Raw genomic sequence first — 15,356 nt, 5'->3', positions numbered from 1 at the left:
GGGAGGGTGGCGTGGCGGGGCGGCTGACGTCCCGGAAACACGTCGCACGGTAGTCTCAAACCCGATATGAGCATCGAACAGTCCTCCCCGAACCCGTCCGCCCCGAAGCCCCGCGTCGCGCTGGTGTTCGGCGGACGCAGCTCCGAGCACGCCATCTCGGTCTCCACCGCGGGCAGTGTGCTCAGGGCTATCGACCGCGACAAGTACGACGTGCTGCCGATCGGCATCACGCACGAGGGCCGCTGGGCGCTGACCAGCGACGAGCCGGCCCGGATGGCCATCACCGACGGCAAGCTGCCGGACGTGGCGCACGTCGCCGAGTCCGTCGACGCGCAGGTCGCGCTGCCCGTCGCCCCGGGCAGCCGGGAGGTGCTGCTGAGCGAGCCGGGCAGCGCCCCCAAGGTGCTCGGCGAGGTCGACGTGGTGTTCCCGCTGCTGCACGGCCCGTGGGGCGAGGACGGCACCCTGCAGGGCCTGCTGGAGCTCTCCGGCGTCCCCTACGTCGGCAACGGCGTGCTGGCCAGCGCGGTCGGCATGGACAAGGAGTTCGCCAAGCGGGTCCTGGCCTCGCACGGCCTGGGCGTCGGCCGGTACACCATCGTGCGGCCGCGCGAGTGGGAGAGCGAGGCGGGTCGCGCGGCGGTGCGCGAGCGGGTCGCCGAGCTCGGCCTGCCGGTGTTCGTGAAGCCCTGCCGGGCCGGCTCCAGCATCGGCATCACCAAGGTCAGGGACGCCGCCGACCTCGACGCCGCGATCGAGGAGGCCCGCCGGCACGACCCCAAGCTGATCATCGAAGCGGGCGTGACCGGCCGCGAGATCGAGTGCGGCGTGCTGGAGTTCGAGGACGGCCCGCGGGCCAGCGTGGCCGGTGAGGTCCTGGTCGGCGAAGGCTTCGACTTCTACGACTTCGAGGCCAAGTACATCGACTCCTCCGACGTGCGGATCCCCGCGGAGCTCTCCGACGAGGAGCTGTCCGAGATCCGGCGCCAGGCGGTCGAGGCCTTCGAGGCGCTCGGCTGCGAGGGCCTGGCCCGGGTGGACTTCTTCCTGCTGGAGGACGGCACCTGGATGATCAACGAGATCAACACCATGCCCGGATTCACCCCGATCTCGGCCTTCCCGAAGATGTGGGAGGCCAGCGGGGTCTCGTACCCGGAGCTGATCGACCGGCTGCTGCAGACGGCGCTGCGCCGCTCGACCGGGCTGCGCTAGCGGGTCCGTACGGCGGAGGGCGGGCCGGGAAACCCCCGGCCCGCCCTCGGTACGTCGGCACCGGCCGGCACCGCCCGGCTCAGCCGGGGATGTTGGCCTTGACCAGCGGGGTGAGTGCCGCGGCCGGGTCCAGCGGGCTGCTGTAGACCCCGGGCGGGGAGATCACCTCGACGTAGGCCGCGCGCATGGTCGCGACGAGCCGGTAGCTCCCGTCGTCCCGCTTCTGCGACCACCAGGTGAGGTCGTCGACGGTCGGCGACAGGTCCTTGGCGTGCGGCCCGTCCAACTCCTCGGGCCGGTCGATGCCGCAGCGCATGACCGTCCGGGGCGAGCTGTCCCAGACGGCCACGTACGGCGAGCCGGGCGACGGGTCCTTGCGGGCGTGCCCGAGCAGCACCTGCGGCAGCGCGGCGGCCAGGGCCCGGCAGTAGTCGGCGGCCCTGCCGCTCGGCCGCGGCGCCTCGGTGTCCCCGTCCCCCGAACCCCAGCTGCCGACCAGCACGACGACCGCGCAGGTCAGCGCGACGGGCAGGGCCAGCCAGCGGATCGGCGCCGGCACGGCGGTCAGCGCCTTGGGGACACGGGTTTCTCTGGCCACCCGCCGATGGTAGCCGGGGCCTACAGGTGGACCACCGGACAGGTGAGGGTACGGGTGATGCCCTCGACCTTCTGGACCTGGGCCACGACCATGCGGCCCAGCTCGTCCACCGTCTCGGCCTCGGCCTTGACGATCACGTCGTAGGGGCCGGTGACGTCCTCGGCGGCGAGCACGCCGGGGATCTTGGTGATCAGCTCGGCCACCGCGGTGGCCTTTCCTACTTCGGTCTGGATCAGGATGTATGCCTGTACCACGAGGACCTCCCGGCGGCCGGTTACGGGGATCGCCGCCGTGATCGCCCGGGTCAGGCGTCGGGGTGGAACGGGCTCACCGGCAGCCTGATCACCACGCTACCGCGCGGTGGGCCGGGGAGGGGAGACCTCCGCACCCCCGAAGGGCGTACGCTGCGCGCGGGGGAGCGGGACGGGGACCGCAGCGCTATCCGGATTGAAAGGCGAGAGGACGGCAGATGCAGGGGACCGTGGGCGAGCTCGGCGAGTTCGGACTCATCAGGGAGCTGACCGCCCGGGTACCGCTCACCGACGCGGTCGACCTCGGCCCGGGTGACGACGCCGCGGTGGTGCGGGCTCCGGACGGCCGGGTGGTGGCGACCACGGACGTCCTGATCGAGAACCGGCACTTCCGCCGGGACTGGTCCACCGCCTACGACGTGGGCCGCAAGGCCGCCGCCCAGAACCTCGCCGACGTGGCCGCGATGGGGGCGGTGCCGACCGCGATACTGCTCGGCCTGGTCGCCCCCGCCGACCTCCCGACCACCTGGGCCACCGAGTTGATGGACGGACTGCGCGACGAGTGCCAGGTCGCCGGGGCGACGGTGGTCGGCGGCGACGTGGTGCGCGGGGACACCGTCACGCTGGCCATCACGGCGCTCGGGGACCTGCAGGGGCGCGCGCCGGTGACGCGCTCCGGCGCGCAGGTCGGCGACGTGGTCGCGGTGACCGGCTGGCTGGGCTGGTCGGCCGCCGGCCTGACCGTGCTGCAGCGCGGCTTCCGCTCCCCGCGCGCCTTCGTCGAGGCGCACCGCCGACCCGAACCGCCGTACCACGCGGGCCCGGCCGGGGCCGAGTTGGGCGCGACCTCGATGATCGACGTGAGCGACGGGCTGGTCGCCGACCTCGGCCACGTGGCCCGGGCCAGCGAGGTGGACATCGACCTCAAGGCCGCCGACTTCGACGTCCCGGCGCAGATGGCCGACATCGGCCAGGCGGTCGGGGTCGACCCGCTGGTCTGGGTGCTCTCCGGCGGCGAGGACCACGCGATCGTGGCGACCTTCCCGCGCGGAGTCCAACTCCCGGCCCGCTGGCGGGTGGTGGGCGAGGTCACCGGCCGCCCGACGGGCAGCCGCAGCGGCCGGGTGACGGTGGACGGCGCCCCCTGGGACCGGGTCGGCGGCTGGGACCACTTCGCCGAATGAGGGGGGCTGTGACTCGCCCGCTCGCCTCCGGGTGCTTCGCCGATTGCCTTACGGCGCACGGCGCGTGACGCTCCGGGCGTGCGGCGGACGGGCTTCGCGGGTGGGTTTTGCGTAGGCTTGCGGCATCGGAGTCCGCCCGCCCGTCCGGCGCGGGCGGACCGAACCACTGCGAGCGGGAGCACACCTGACATGCGCATCGGTGTACTGACCAGCGGCGGCGACTGCCCCGGCCTCAACGCGGTGATCCGCTCGGTGGTGCACCGGGGAACGGACGTCCACGGCGACGAGATCGTCGGCATCGAGGACGGCTTCCTCGGCCTGATCGAGGGCCGCACCCGGACGGTCTCGCACGACGACGTCACCGGCCTGCTCACCCTCGGCGGCACCATCCTGGGCTCGGCCCGGGTGCGGCGCGACCGGATCGCCTGGGCGGTGGAGAACGCGAAGGTGCTGGCCCGGGACATCGGCATCGACGCGCTGATCGCGATCGGCGGCGAGGGGACGCTGACCGCCGCCAAGCTGTTCAGCGAGGCCGGACTGCCGGTGGTCGGGGTGCCGAAGACCATCGACAACGACATCGACGCCACCGACGTCACCTTCGGCTTCGACACCGCGGTGCACGTCGCGACCGAGGCGATCGACCGGCTGAAGACCACCGCAGAATCCCACCAGCGGGTCATGGTCGTCGAGTTGATGGGCCGTCACACCGGCTGGATCACCCTGACCGCGGGCATGGCCGGCGGCGCGCACGGCATCCTGATCCCGGAGAAGCCCTTCGACATCGAGGCGGTGGCCCGGATAATCGAGGACCGCTTCGCGCGCGGCAAGAAGTTCGCCATCATCGCCGTCGCGGAGGGCGCCACCCCGGTGCCCGGCACCATGCGCTTCGACCACGGCGAGGTCGACCAGTACGGCCACCGGACCTTCGGCGGGATCGGCAACCGGCTCGCCCACGAGCTGGAGGACCTGCTCGGCAAGGAGGCCCGCCCGGTCATCCTCGGCCACACCCAGCGCGGCGGCACCCCGACCGCCCGGGACCGGGTGCTCGCCACCCGCTTCGGCTGGCACGCGGTGGAGGCCGTCCACCGGGGCGCCTTCGGGCACTTCACCGCGCTGCGCCGGACCGGGATCGAGCTGGTGCCGATCGGTGACGCGGTGACCCGGCTGAAGACGGTGCCGGAGGACCGCTGGGCGGAATCCGAGGCCGTGCTGTGAACCGCCGGGGGTAGGTTGACCTCATGGTTTCGACTGCTCCTCCCCGCGTGCTCACCGTCGCCGGCTCCGACTCCGGCGGCGGCGCCGGCATCCAGGCCGACCTCAAGGCGATGCTCGCCCTCGGCGTCCACGGCATGAGCGTGATCACCGCCGTCACCGCGCAGAACTCGCTCGGCGTCCAGGGCTACTGGGAACTGCCCGCCGAAGCCGTCCGGGCGCAGTTCCGCAGCGTGGTGGACGACATCGGGGTGCAGGCCGTGAAGACCGGCATGCTCGCCTCGGTCGAACTGGTCGAGACCGTCTCCGAGCTGCTCGCCGGGGTGACCGCCCCGGTGGTGGTCGACCCGGTCGGCGTCTCCAAGCACGGGGACGCGCTGCTGGCCGCCGAGGCCGTCGCCACCGTCCGCGAACGGCTGCTGCCGGTCGCCACCCTGGCCACCCCCAACCTGCACGAGGTGACGCAGCTCACCGGCCGCACCGTCGAGCACGAGGGGCAGATGCTGGACGCCGCCAAGGCGCTGCTCGACCTCGGGCCGCGCTGGGTGCTGGTCAAGGGCGGCCACCTGGAGGGCGAGGCCGCCGACCTGCTGTACGGCGGGCCGGGGGAGGAGCACTGGTACCGGGCGCCGCGCTACGACAACCGGCACACCCACGGCACCGGCTGCACCCTGGCCAGCTCGATCGCGGCCGGGCTGGCCAAGGGCGAGTCGCTGCCGGAGGCGGTGGGCTCGGCCAAGGAGTACATCACCGGCGCGATCGCCGGGGGCTTCGCCCTGGGCGCCGGGATCGGGCCGGTCGACCACGCCTGGCGCTGGCGCTGAGAACGCCCGGAGCCGCGGAGTCAGGACGAAAACACTGGTGGGCGGGTACCCGAAGGTGCCCGCCCACCAGTGATGGTCCGGAATCGACGTCGCCGGTCACGAAAACAGCGAAGCCGGTCCATCCGGGGATGAACCGACTCACTGGAGGACCGGCATGCCGGTCTGCGCGTCAGCGCGAGACCTTACCGGCCTTGATGCACGAGGTGCAGACGTTGAGCCGCTTCGGCGTCCGCCCAATCACAGCGCGCACCGTCTGGATGTTGGGGTTCCAACGACGGGGGGTACGGCGGTGAGAGTGGGAGATGCTGTTGCCGAAGCCCGGCCCCTTGCCGCAGACGTCGCAGTTGGCAGCCACAGGAGTCACTCCAAGACTTCAGATCAGATACTTTCGAAAACCCCGCCCACCCACCGGAGCACTCGCGTGAACCAGACCGGACAAGGGGGTGAGCCTGGACGGTTCCAGGCAACCGGAAGAGCATACAACGCTTGCTTCCGTCCCACGAAACTACCATGACCGGCTGAGTGATCGCTGCGGTCGCCGGGCCGGACGGGCCTCCCCGACCCCCGATAACCTGCCGGTACCACCCCTAGCCGCAGCTTTTGAATGCTGCTGCTCCAGAGGCCATCGCGGCGTCCCATCCGGAGGAGACCTGGTGCTGCACACGCTCGACGCCCCGGCCGTGCGCACCTGGTGCCAGCTCGCCCTGCGCGCGCTCGGCCAGGCGCGCGAGGAGATCGACGCGCTCAACGTCTACCCCGTCCCGGACGGCGACACCGGCACCAACCTCTACCTGACCGTCGAATCCGCCGCCGCCGAGGTGGAGAGCCGCTTCGCCGACCCCGCCGCCGACCCGGCCCCCGGACTGGCCGACGCCGTCCGGGCGATGGCTCGCGGCGCGCTGGTCGGCGCCCGCGGCAACTCCGGGGTGATCCTCGCCCAGTGGCTGCGCGGCACCGCCGAGACGCTGTCCGAGGGCGGCGGCGCCGAACAGCTGCGGGCCGCCCTCCAGCGCGCCGCCGACTCCGCCTACCAGGCGGTCGCCGAGCCCGTCGAGGGCACGCTGCTGACCGTCGCCCGGGTCGCCGCCCGGGAGGCGGCCCGGGCCGGGGACGGGCTCGCGCAGGTCGCCGACACCGCCCACCGGGCCGCCCGGGACGCGCTGCGGCACACCCCCGAGCAGCTCGCCGTCCTGGCCGAGAACGGGGTCGTGGACGCCGGCGGGCGCGGCCTGGTGGCCGTCCTCGGCGCGCTCGCCGACGCCGTCGCCGGGCAGCAGCCGATGGGGCCGGTCGCGCTGCGCGGGGACGTCCGGGTCGCGGAGAGCTGCACGGCGCACGTCCGGCCGCCCGGCCCCGGGCACCCCGCCTTCGAGGTCATCTACCTGCTGGACGCCGAGGACGGGGCGCTGCCCGCGCTGCGCGAGCGGCTCGGCGGGCTCGGCGACTCGCTGGTGATCGGCGGCGGCGACGGTCTGTGGAACGTGCACGTCCACGTGGACGACGCGGGCGCCGCCGTGGAGGCCGGGGTCCGGGCCGGGCGCCCGCACCAGATCCGGATCACGCACTTCGCCGAGGCCGCCGCCCGGGCCGGCAGCGCCACCGAGCGCGGCGAGCGCGCGGAACGGGCCCGCGCGGTGCTCTCGGTGGTCTCCGGCGAGGGCCTGGCCGAGCTCTGCGAGCAGGCCGGCGCCGTCGTCCTGCACGCCGACCCGGACCGCCCGCCGGCCAGCGTCGAACTCGCCGCCGCGGTGCGCCGCTCGGCCGCCCGCGAGGTCGTCCTGCTGCTCAACGACCCCGAGCTGCGCGCCGCCGCCGGGGCCGCCGCCGACCAGCTGCGCGAGGAGGGCGTCCGGATCGCCGTCCTGCCCACCCGCTCACCGGTGCAGGGGCTGGCGGCGCTCGCGGTGCACGAGGGCGGCCGCCGCTTCGACGAGGACGTGGTCGCCATGACCTCCGCGGCCGGGGCCACCCGGTACGCCGAACTGGCCGTCGCCGAGGGGGAGTCCTGGACGATGGCCGGGGTCTGCCAGGCCGGGGACGTGCTCGGGCTGATCGACGGCGACGTCGCGGTCATCGGCACCGGGCTGGCCGAGGTCGGCGAGAGCGTGCTCGACCGGATGCTCGGCGCCGGCGGCGAACTCGTCACCCTGATCCTCGGCGGGGGCACCGACGAGGCGCTCGCCGAACGGCTGGTCGCGCACGTGCGGCACCGGAGGCCCGAGGTGGACGCGGTGGTCTTCCACGGCGGGCAGGAACCGGCACCGCTGCTCATCGGCGTGGAGTAGCCGGTCCTTCCCTCGCCCGCCTTCCCTCGCCCGGATTGTCGGTCCGGTGGTGTAAACAAGGCGCTGATGGGCGCTCTCGATGAACCACTGACCAAGCTCGTCGGCGACCGCACCGCGAAGGTGCTCGCCGACAGCCTCAAGCTGCGCACGGTCGGGGACCTGCTGCACCACTACCCGCGCCGCTACGTCGAACGCGGCCAGCTCACCAGCCTGGACGAGCTGGAGATCGACGAGCACGTCACCGTGCTGGCCCGGATCGAGAAGGTCACCCTGATCCCGTTCCGCGGCCGCAAGGGCGACCGCCTGGAGGTCGTCGTCACCGACGGCCGCAGCCGGCTCTCGCTGGTCTTCTTCAACCAGGGCTGGCGGCAGAAGGAGCTCAGGGTGGGCGCCCAGGGCCTGTTCGCCGGCAAGGTCGGCGTCTTCAACCGCACCCGCCAGCTGGTCTCCCCGGACTACCAGCTCCTCGACGAGGACGCCGGCTCGGATGCCGCGCAGCAGTTCGCCGGCCGGCTCATCCCGGTGTACGGCGCCAGCGCGCAGATGCCCAGCTGGAAGCTGTCGATCTGCGTCGAGACCGCGCTCACCAAGCACCTCGGCGATGTCGGCGAGCCGCTGCCCGCCGAACTGCGCGAGCGGCACGACCTGATTCCGCTGCCCGAGGCGCTGGAGCTGATCCACCGCCCCCGTAGCCAGGCCGACCGGGAGCGCGCCCAGAGCCGGCTGCGCTGGGACGAGGCCTTCGTCCTCCAGGTCGCCCTGGCCCAGCGCCGGGCCGCCGACTCGGCGCTGCCCGCCAAGCCGCGCCGGGCCCGCGAGGGCGGCCTGCTGGACGCCTTCGACGCCCGGCTGCCGTTCACCCTCACCGAGGGCCAGCGGAAGGTCTCCGCCGAGATCGCCGCCGACCTGGCGACCGAACACCCGATGCACCGGCTGCTCCAGGGCGAGGTCGGCTCCGGCAAGACCCTGGTCGCGCTGCGGGCCATGCTCGCCGTGGTGGACGCGGGCGGCCAGGCCGTCCTGCTCGCCCCCACCGAGGTGCTCGCCCAGCAGCACCACCGCTCGATCGTCGAGATGATGGGGGACCTCGCCGAGGGCGGCATGCTCGGCGGCTCGGACCTCGGCACCAAGGTGGTGCTGCTGACCGGCTCGATGGGCGTCGCCGCCCGCCGCCAGGCGCTGCTCGACATGGCCTGCGGGGACGCCGGGCTCGCCATCGGCACCCACGCGCTGATCGAGGACAAGGTGCAGTTCCAGGACCTCGGCCTGGTGGTGGTCGACGAGCAGCACCGCTTCGGCGTCGAGCAGCGGGACGCGCTGCGCGCCAAGGGGGAGCAGCCGCCGCACCTGCTGGTGATGACGGCCACGCCGATCCCGCGCACCGTCGCGATGACCGTCTTCGGGGACCTGGAGACCTCCGTCCTGGACCAGCTGCCGGCCGGCCGCTCGCCGATCTCCAGCCACGTCGTCCCGGCGCTGGAGAAGCCGAACTTCCTCACCCGGGCCTGGGAGCGGGTCCGTGAGGAGGTCGGCAAGGGCCACCAGGCGTACGTGGTCTGCCCCCGGATCGGGGACGAGGAGCCCGCGGTCGACCCGAAGAACGCGAAGAAGAAGCGGAAGGCGCCCGAGGAGGACTTCGAGGAGGTCGCCGACTTCGGCGCGGCGAGCGACGAACGGCGGCCCCCGCTCTCGGTGGTGGAGACCGCCGAGAAGCTGGTGAAGGGCCCGCTGGCCGGCCTGCGGGTGGAGATCCTGCACGGCCGGCTCGCTCCGGAGGCCAAGGACGAGGTGATGCGCCGGTTCGCCGCCGGCGAGGTGGACGTGCTGGTCGCCACCACGGTGATCGAGGTCGGCGTCAACGTCCCCAACTCCACCGTGATGGTCATCATGGACGCCGACCGCTTCGGGGTCTCCCAGCTCCACCAGCTGCGCGGCCGGGTCGGCCGCGGCAGTGCGGCGGGCCTGTGCCTGCTGGTCAGCGAGATGCCCGCGGGCAGCGCGGCCCGCGGCCGGCTGGACGCGGTGGCGGGCACCCTGGACGGCTTCGAGCTGTCCCGGATCGACCTCGAACAGCGCCGCGAGGGCGACGTGCTGGGCCAGGCGCAGTCCGGGGTGAAGTCCTCGCTCAAGGTGCTCTCGGTGCTGGAGGACGAGGAGGTCATCGTGACCGCCCGGGCCGAGGCCACCAGGCTGGTCGCCGAGGACCCGGAACTGGCCGCCCACCCGGACCTGCGCACCGCGCTGGAGAGCCTGCTCGACGCGGACCGCGCCGAGTACCTGGAGAAGGGCTGAGCGGGCCCTCCGGCAGGCCGGATTGTCAGACCCCCGCGAGAGAATGTAGTTGTTCAGGACGCACCCTCAAGGTGCGTACCTGGCACGACACTTGGGGGTCCTGCCATGGCATTCCGTCATCTCAACGAGCTCCCGCTGGGCGACAAGGTCTTCCGGATCGAACTCGCCAGCGACGACGACCGCGAGGTCACCCTCACCCTCACCGGCTGGCGCGAGGGGGCGGCGGCCGTGCCGCTCGCCTCGGGCAAGCTCCGCCTGCCGGTCGAGGACGTCGCCTCGCTGCGGATCGCGCTCAACCGCGCGCTGCGGGCGCTGGCGATCGTCGCCGACGTCTCCGAGCCCATCCCCGACCGCGACGTGCTGCGCGAGCTGTACCCCGGCCACGGCGCCCCCTGGGTGCCGCAGCACGAGGAGGAGCTGGTCCGGCGTTTCCACGACGGTGAGACCGTCGCCCGGATCGCCGCCCGCTTCGGCCGTACCCCCGACTCCGTCCGGACCAAGCTGCGCGAGCTCGGGCACGACCCGCGCCGCCCCGAGTTCTGCCCGCCCGACGGCTGCCTGTCCTGGTCCCGCTACGCCTCGCCGGCCCTGCTCGGCGGGTCCGTCCCGGCCCAGGCGACGGGCTCCGAGGCGAGCTGAGCCGTGACGCCCGCAGGCCCCGCCGGGTACGCCCGGCGGGGCCTGCGACGTCTCCTCGCGCCTCCGGGCTGTGACTCGCCCGCTCGCCTCCGGGGCGCTCGGATCCGGTGCCGACGGTCGGCGCTCCAAGGCCCTCGTCCCTCGGGCCTCCTCGCTTCTCCCTTTCGGCACCGGCGCGCCCCTTCGGCTCGGGGCGGGGGCTCGCCCGCTCGCCTCCGGGGCGCTCGGATCCGGTGCCGACGGTCGGCGCTCCAAGGCCCTCGTCCCTCGGGCCTCCTCGCTCCTCCCTTTCGGCACCGGCGCGCCCCTTCGGCTCGGGGCGGGGGCTCGCCCGCTCGCCTCCGGGGCGCTCGGATCCGGTGCCGACGGTCGGCGCTCCAAGGCCCTCGTCCCTCGGGCCTCCCCGCTTCTCCCTTTCGGCACCGGCGCGCCCCTTCGGCTCGGGGCGGGATAGCGTGGTCGGGCAGCGACGAAAGGACCTTCCACCACCATGACCCGCGTGATCGCCGGGGCGGCCGGCGGCCGCCGGCTGGCCGTACCGCCCGGCCGGGGCACCCGACCGACCTCCGACAAGGCCCGCGAGGCGATGTTCTCCACCCTGGCGGCGCTGCGCGGCACCCTGCAGGGGGCCCGGATGCTGGACCTGTTCGGCGGATCGGGCGCGGTCGGGCTGGAGGCGCTGTCGCGCGGCGCCGAGCACGTCCTGCTGGTCGAGGCGGACGCCCAGGCGGCCCGGGTGATCCGGGAGAACGTCCGCACGATCGGGCTGCCGGGTGCCGAGGTGCGGGCCGTGAAGGCGGAGAAGGTGGTCGTCGGCCCGCCGCCGCAGAGCCCGTACGACCTGGTGTTCCTGGACCCGCCGTACGTGATGACGGACGAGGAACTGCGCGAGATGCTGATCACACTCCTGGCCGGAGGGTGGCTCGCGGAGGACACACTCGTCACCGTGGAGCGCAGCACGCGTGGCGGCGAGTTCGGCTGGCCCGAGGGTTTCGAGGGGCTGCGCTCCCGCCGCTACGGCGAGGGCACGCTCTGGTACGGTCGCGCCGCCGCCGCGGCCGGTCAACAGGAGTAGCGGGCCGCGGGGCCCGCACGAGCCGTCACCCCACGAGGGAGCACACACGCCATGCGCCGAGCCGTCTGCCCGGGTTCGTTCGACCCGATCACCAACGGTCATCTCGACATCATCGAGCGGGCCTCGAAGCTGTACGACGTGGTGCATGTCGCGGTCGCGATCAACCGGAACAAGCAGGGCATGTTCACCATCGACGAGCGGATCGCCCTGATCGAGGAGACCACCGCCAAGTACGGCAACATCGTGGTCGAGTCGCACCTGGGCCTGCTGGTGGACTTCTGCCGGGAGCGCGGCATCCCGGCGATCGTCAAGGGCCTGCGCGCCGTCAGCGACTTCGACTACGAGCTGCAGATGGCCCAGATGAACCACGGGCTGACCGGCGTCGAGACGCTCTTCCTGCCGACCTCGCCGACGTACAGCTTCCTCTCCTCCACGCTGGTCAAGGAGGTCGCCTCGTACGGGGGCGACGTCTCGCACCTGCTGCCGGAGACGGTGCACCGCCGCCTGGTCGAGCGGATCGCGGAGCGCAAGGCGCAGCAGTAGGGGCGTAAGGCCGGGCGGCGGTCGGCCGGTTGCCGGCCGCTTGTCCTTTTCTGCCGGTTCGTCATGTTTTGCCCGAAGAGTGGGTGGCCGGTTCGGTTCAGGCGTTGTGACCCGGCCCCGGGGTGGCCGTACAGTCTGTATTCCTGCCCTGCGGTGAGGTTCACCGCGCCGGGCCTGCCTCCGCCGGACCGTCGGCGGCACACGGAAAGACGAAGCCCCGTGGACGTGCAGAACAAGGTCGACGAGATCGTCGCGGCGGTCGAGAACGCCCGCTCGATGCCGATGTCGGCCTCCTGCGTGGTGAACCGGTCCGAGCTGATCGGCCTGCTCAACGACCTCAAGGCGGCCCTGCCCGCCGAACTCGCCCAGGCCCAGTCGGTGATGGCCGACCACGAGCAGGTGGTGGCCGGTGCGCAGGCCGAGGCCGACCTGATCATCCAGGGGGCGCACGCCGAGCGCGGCTCGTTGATCTCGGACACCGAGGTGGTCCGCCAGGCCCAGTCCCAGGCGGACCGGATCCTCGCCGAGGCGCGCGCCGAGGTCGAGGCCAAGCGGGCCGAGGCCGACGACTACGTGGACAGCAAGCTCGCCAACTTCGAGGTCGTGCTGACCAAGACGCTCGGCGCGGTCGGCCGCGGCCGCACCAAGCTGCGCGGCGACGCCGGCGTCTTCGAGAGCGAGCACGACGCCGAGACCGACGGCGAGGAGTTCCGGCCGCAGCGGATCAGCCCGAGCCCCGAGGTCGACGAGTACGTCGACGTGAAGCTCGCCACGTTGGAGAACGTGCTCAGCGCGACCCTGGAGGCCGTCGGCAAGGGCCGGGACAAGCTGCTCGGCAAGCGGCCGATCGACGAGCTGGGCGCCTACCTGGCCGCCGCCGACGAGGCCCAGCAGGCCAAGGAGCGGGCCGAGGCGGTGGCCGCGGGCTTCGCCACGGACGCGGACGGCTCGGACATCGCCTGGTACCGCGAGGACGTCCCGCAGCAGCAGACCTGGCCCGAGCAGGCCCCGGCCGCGGCGGACTGGCAGTCCCCCGGGACCGACCAGTACGCGGCGACCGCCCAGCAGCAACCGGGCGGGCAGTACGCGGAGGTGTACGGCGGGGGCTTCGACCCGGCCGGCCAGGGCGACCCGTACAACACCCAGTGGGGCCAGCAGCAGGGCGGCTACCAGCAGCAGGGCTACCCGGCCCAGCAGCAGGACGGCTACGGCTACCAGCAGCCGCAGCAACAGCCGCAGCAGGGCTACGCCGCGCAGCCGTACGACGGCTACAACTACCCGCAGCAGCCCGCCTCCCCGCCGGCCGTGCCGCAACAGCAGCAGGGCCTGGACGAGACCAGCTTCTTCGACACCAGCATGATCGACATGACCAGGCTGCGGGAGCTCGGCGGCCGCTGAGCGGACCGTCGCGGAGTCTCCTGACAGGACCGAAGTTGGGCCTGACGGGAGACTCCGGTAGTCTGACCACTCCGGCATCCCCATGTCCGGTCGTCGGCTTGCCCGCGAGGCGCCGACACAGATGGGGGAGACCCCCTCGAACGTTTCCTATGGAAGTCAGGACACCGTGAACCGCCTCGACCACCGCGACCCCCTCGTGTTCGACACGCACGAGCTCGGTCGTCGCCCGGGTGCGATGCGCAAGGTGTCCCGGACCCTGGAGGCCCCCGAGGGCTTCGGGATCATCGACGTGATCGCCGTCCCGGAGAAGAGCCCGATCGAGCTGGAGCTCCGCCTGGAGTCCGTGGTCGAGGGCGTGCTGGTCACCGGCACCGCCGACGCCCAGGTCGAGGGTGAGTGCGTCCGGTGCCTGGAGCCCGTCGAGTTCGACATCGACGTGGACTTCCAGGAGCTCTACTACTACCCGGAGTCCGACGAGCGCCACCGCGCCCGGACCACCGGGACCGAGGACCTCGACGAGGACTCGGAAGACGAGACTTACCGTCTGGAGGGCGATTTCTTCGACCTCCGGCCGGTGCTGCGTGACGCGGTGGTGCTCGCACTGCCGCTGCAGCCGGTGTGCCAGGAAGACTGCCTGGGCCTGTGCTCCGAATGCGGAGCGCGCCTGAGCGACGACCCGGCGCACCACCACGATGCCGCCGACCCCCGGTGGGCGGCTCTGCAGGGACTCTCCGCCGCCCCCGGCGACGAGGGTGACGGAACCAAGACCAGCGGTACCCGTGAGGGTCTCGCCGAGAACCAGGAGAAGTAGCCGTGGCTGTTCCGAAGCGGAAGATGTCGCGCAGCAACACGCGCCACCGTCGGTCCAACTGGAAGGCCGTCGTCCCGGCCCTCGTGGCGTGCGACCGCTGCCACGAGCCGAAGCTGGGCCACATCGCGTGCCCGAGCTGCGGCACGTACAACCGTCGCCAGGTCCTCTCGGTCTGATCGGCGGGGTGCACGGATCGATGTCGGACGGTAACTCCACCCGCAAGGCGTCCGCCGCCCCGAAGGGTTCTTCTTCTGGCGGTGGCAAGGCCGGCGGGCCGGCTTCGACCGAATACGACGTCCTGGAAGGGCGCCTCGGGTACACGCTCGAGCGCGCCCTTCTGGTGCGTGCCCTGACCCACCGCTCGTACGCGTACGAGAACGGGGGTCTGCCCACCAACGAGCGCCTGGAATTCCTCGGCGACTCGGTGCTGGGCCTGGTGGTGACCGACACCCTCTACCGCGTCCACCCGGACGTCCCGGAGGGCACGCTCGCCAAGCTGCGCGCCGCGGTGGTCAACTCCCGCGCGCTCGCGGACGTCGGCCGCGGCCTGGAGCTCGGCACGTTCATCCGGCTCGGCAAGGGCGAGGAGGGCACCGGCGGCCGCGACAAGTCGTCGATCCTCGCCGACACCGTCGAGGCCGTGATCGGCGCCGTCTACCTGGACCAGGGTCTGGACGCGGCGACCGAGTTCGTCCACCGGCTGTTCGACCCGCTGATCGAGGAATCCTCTCAGCTGGGCGCGGGCCTGGACTGGAAGACCAGCCTGCAGGAGCTCACCGCCTCGGTGGGCATCGGGGTTCCCGAGTACGTGGTCATGGAGTCCGGTCCGGACCACGAGAAGACCTTCACCGCGGCGGCCCGGGTGGCCGGCGAGGACTTCGGCAGCGGCGTCGGCCGCTCGAAGAAGGAAGCCGAGCAGAAGGCCGCCGAGAGCGCCTGGCGCGCGATCAAGGAGAAGTACGCCGACCGGCTGCCCGCGGGCGCCTGATCCGGACGTAGCCTTTCCCCTGCCGATCGGTATCGAAGCAGGAG

Annotated in this window: 16 protein-coding genes; 13 read left to right on the top strand and 3 right to left on the bottom strand. The window is 72.8% G+C overall.

Annotated features, from left to right (window positions below; all coding sequences use genetic code 11):
• Nucleotides 1–66: 66 nt before the first annotated feature.
• Nucleotides 67–1,212 carry a D-alanine--D-alanine ligase family protein gene (locus ACYP53_RS03110; protein WP_459646582.1) on the top strand — a complete coding sequence of 382 codons (1,146 nt, stop codon included), beginning with the start codon at nucleotides 67–69 and terminating at the stop codon, nucleotides 1,210–1,212.
• 79 nt (nucleotides 1,213–1,291) lie between these two features.
• On the opposite strand, the gene ACYP53_RS03105 is transcribed toward ACYP53_RS03110, so the two are convergent.
• Both ACYP53_RS03105 and ACYP53_RS03100 read right to left on the bottom strand, forming a co-directional pair.
• Nucleotides 1,292–1,810 carry a DUF3515 family protein gene (locus ACYP53_RS03105; protein ID WP_459646581.1) on the bottom strand — a complete coding sequence of 173 codons (519 nt, stop codon included), beginning with the start codon at nucleotides 1,808–1,810 and terminating at the stop codon, nucleotides 1,292–1,294.
• 20 nt (nucleotides 1,811–1,830) lie between these two features.
• Nucleotides 1,831–2,064: an Lrp/AsnC family transcriptional regulator gene (locus ACYP53_RS03100; RefSeq protein WP_189923483.1), complete on the bottom strand. Its 234-nt coding sequence runs from the start codon at nucleotides 2,062–2,064 to the stop codon at nucleotides 1,831–1,833.
• Between the two features lie 215 nt (nucleotides 2,065–2,279).
• On the opposite strand from ACYP53_RS03100, the gene ACYP53_RS03095 reads away from it, so the two are divergent.
• The 3 genes from ACYP53_RS03095 to thiD all read left to right on the top strand — a co-directional run bounded on the left by ACYP53_RS03095 (nucleotide 2,280) and on the right by thiD (nucleotide 5,281).
• The gene (locus ACYP53_RS03095) at nucleotides 2,280–3,245 is read left to right on the top strand and encodes a thiamine-phosphate kinase (protein ID WP_189923486.1); all 966 of its coding nucleotides are present in this window, start codon (nucleotides 2,280–2,282) and stop codon (nucleotides 3,243–3,245) included.
• 189 nt (nucleotides 3,246–3,434) lie between these two features.
• Complete coding sequence (locus tag ACYP53_RS03090; protein WP_189923488.1) at nucleotides 3,435–4,460, top strand: ATP-dependent 6-phosphofructokinase; 1,026 nt, start codon at nucleotides 3,435–3,437, stop codon at nucleotides 4,458–4,460.
• Nucleotides 4,461–4,483: 23 nt separating this feature from the next.
• A complete protein-coding gene (gene thiD, locus ACYP53_RS03085; protein ID WP_459646580.1) occupies nucleotides 4,484–5,281 on the top strand; it encodes a bifunctional hydroxymethylpyrimidine kinase/phosphomethylpyrimidine kinase in 798 nt (265 codons plus the stop codon).
• A 169-nt stretch (nucleotides 5,282–5,450) separates the two neighbouring features.
• Here thiD and rpmB read toward each other — a convergent pair whose 3' ends face one another.
• Nucleotides 5,451–5,636 (bottom strand): 50S ribosomal protein L28, encoded by a 186-nt coding sequence (gene rpmB / locus ACYP53_RS03080; protein ID WP_014138233.1) that lies wholly within the window; start codon nucleotides 5,634–5,636, stop codon nucleotides 5,451–5,453.
• A 298-nt stretch (nucleotides 5,637–5,934) separates the two neighbouring features.
• Between rpmB and ACYP53_RS03075 the strand changes: the two genes are divergently transcribed.
• The 9 genes from ACYP53_RS03075 to rnc all read left to right on the top strand — a co-directional run bounded on the left by ACYP53_RS03075 (nucleotide 5,935) and on the right by rnc (nucleotide 15,312).
• Nucleotides 5,935–7,566 carry a DAK2 domain-containing protein gene (locus tag ACYP53_RS03075; protein WP_189923492.1) on the top strand — a complete coding sequence of 544 codons (1,632 nt, stop codon included), beginning with the start codon at nucleotides 5,935–5,937 and terminating at the stop codon, nucleotides 7,564–7,566.
• A 66-nt stretch (nucleotides 7,567–7,632) separates the two neighbouring features.
• Nucleotides 7,633–9,858, top strand: coding sequence for an ATP-dependent DNA helicase RecG (recG, locus tag ACYP53_RS03070; RefSeq protein WP_459646579.1), 2,226 nt, complete (start codon nucleotides 7,633–7,635; stop codon nucleotides 9,856–9,858).
• Between the two features lie 105 nt (nucleotides 9,859–9,963).
• Nucleotides 9,964–10,497, top strand: coding sequence for a hypothetical protein (locus ACYP53_RS03065; RefSeq protein WP_459646578.1), 534 nt, complete (start codon nucleotides 9,964–9,966; stop codon nucleotides 10,495–10,497).
• A 490-nt stretch (nucleotides 10,498–10,987) separates the two neighbouring features.
• The gene (gene rsmD / locus ACYP53_RS03060; protein WP_459646577.1) at nucleotides 10,988–11,572 is read left to right on the top strand and encodes a 16S rRNA (guanine(966)-N(2))-methyltransferase RsmD; all 585 of its coding nucleotides are present in this window, start codon (nucleotides 10,988–10,990) and stop codon (nucleotides 11,570–11,572) included.
• Between the two features lie 51 nt (nucleotides 11,573–11,623).
• Complete coding sequence (gene coaD, locus ACYP53_RS03055) at nucleotides 11,624–12,115, top strand: pantetheine-phosphate adenylyltransferase (RefSeq protein WP_189923500.1); 492 nt, start codon at nucleotides 11,624–11,626, stop codon at nucleotides 12,113–12,115.
• A gap of 219 nt (nucleotides 12,116–12,334) precedes the next feature.
• A complete protein-coding gene (locus ACYP53_RS03050; protein ID WP_459646576.1) occupies nucleotides 12,335–13,513 on the top strand; it encodes an ATP synthase F0 subunit B in 1,179 nt (392 codons plus the stop codon).
• Between the two features lie 166 nt (nucleotides 13,514–13,679).
• Entirely contained in the window at nucleotides 13,680–14,324 is a 645-nt protein-coding gene (locus ACYP53_RS03045; protein WP_373313896.1) for a YceD family protein, read from the top strand.
• A gap of 2 nt (nucleotides 14,325–14,326) precedes the next feature.
• Entirely contained in the window at nucleotides 14,327–14,500 is a 174-nt protein-coding gene (gene rpmF / locus ACYP53_RS03040; protein ID WP_030056747.1) for a 50S ribosomal protein L32, read from the top strand.
• Nucleotides 14,501–14,520: 20 nt separating this feature from the next.
• Nucleotides 14,521–15,312 carry a ribonuclease III gene (gene rnc / locus ACYP53_RS03035; RefSeq protein ID WP_189923506.1) on the top strand — a complete coding sequence of 264 codons (792 nt, stop codon included), beginning with the start codon at nucleotides 14,521–14,523 and terminating at the stop codon, nucleotides 15,310–15,312.
• Nucleotides 15,313–15,356 lie beyond the last annotated feature (44 nt).

Source organism: Kitasatospora sp. Ki12 (genome assembly GCF_054601375.1).
This window is presented reverse-complemented; position numbering and strand designations above follow the sequence as displayed.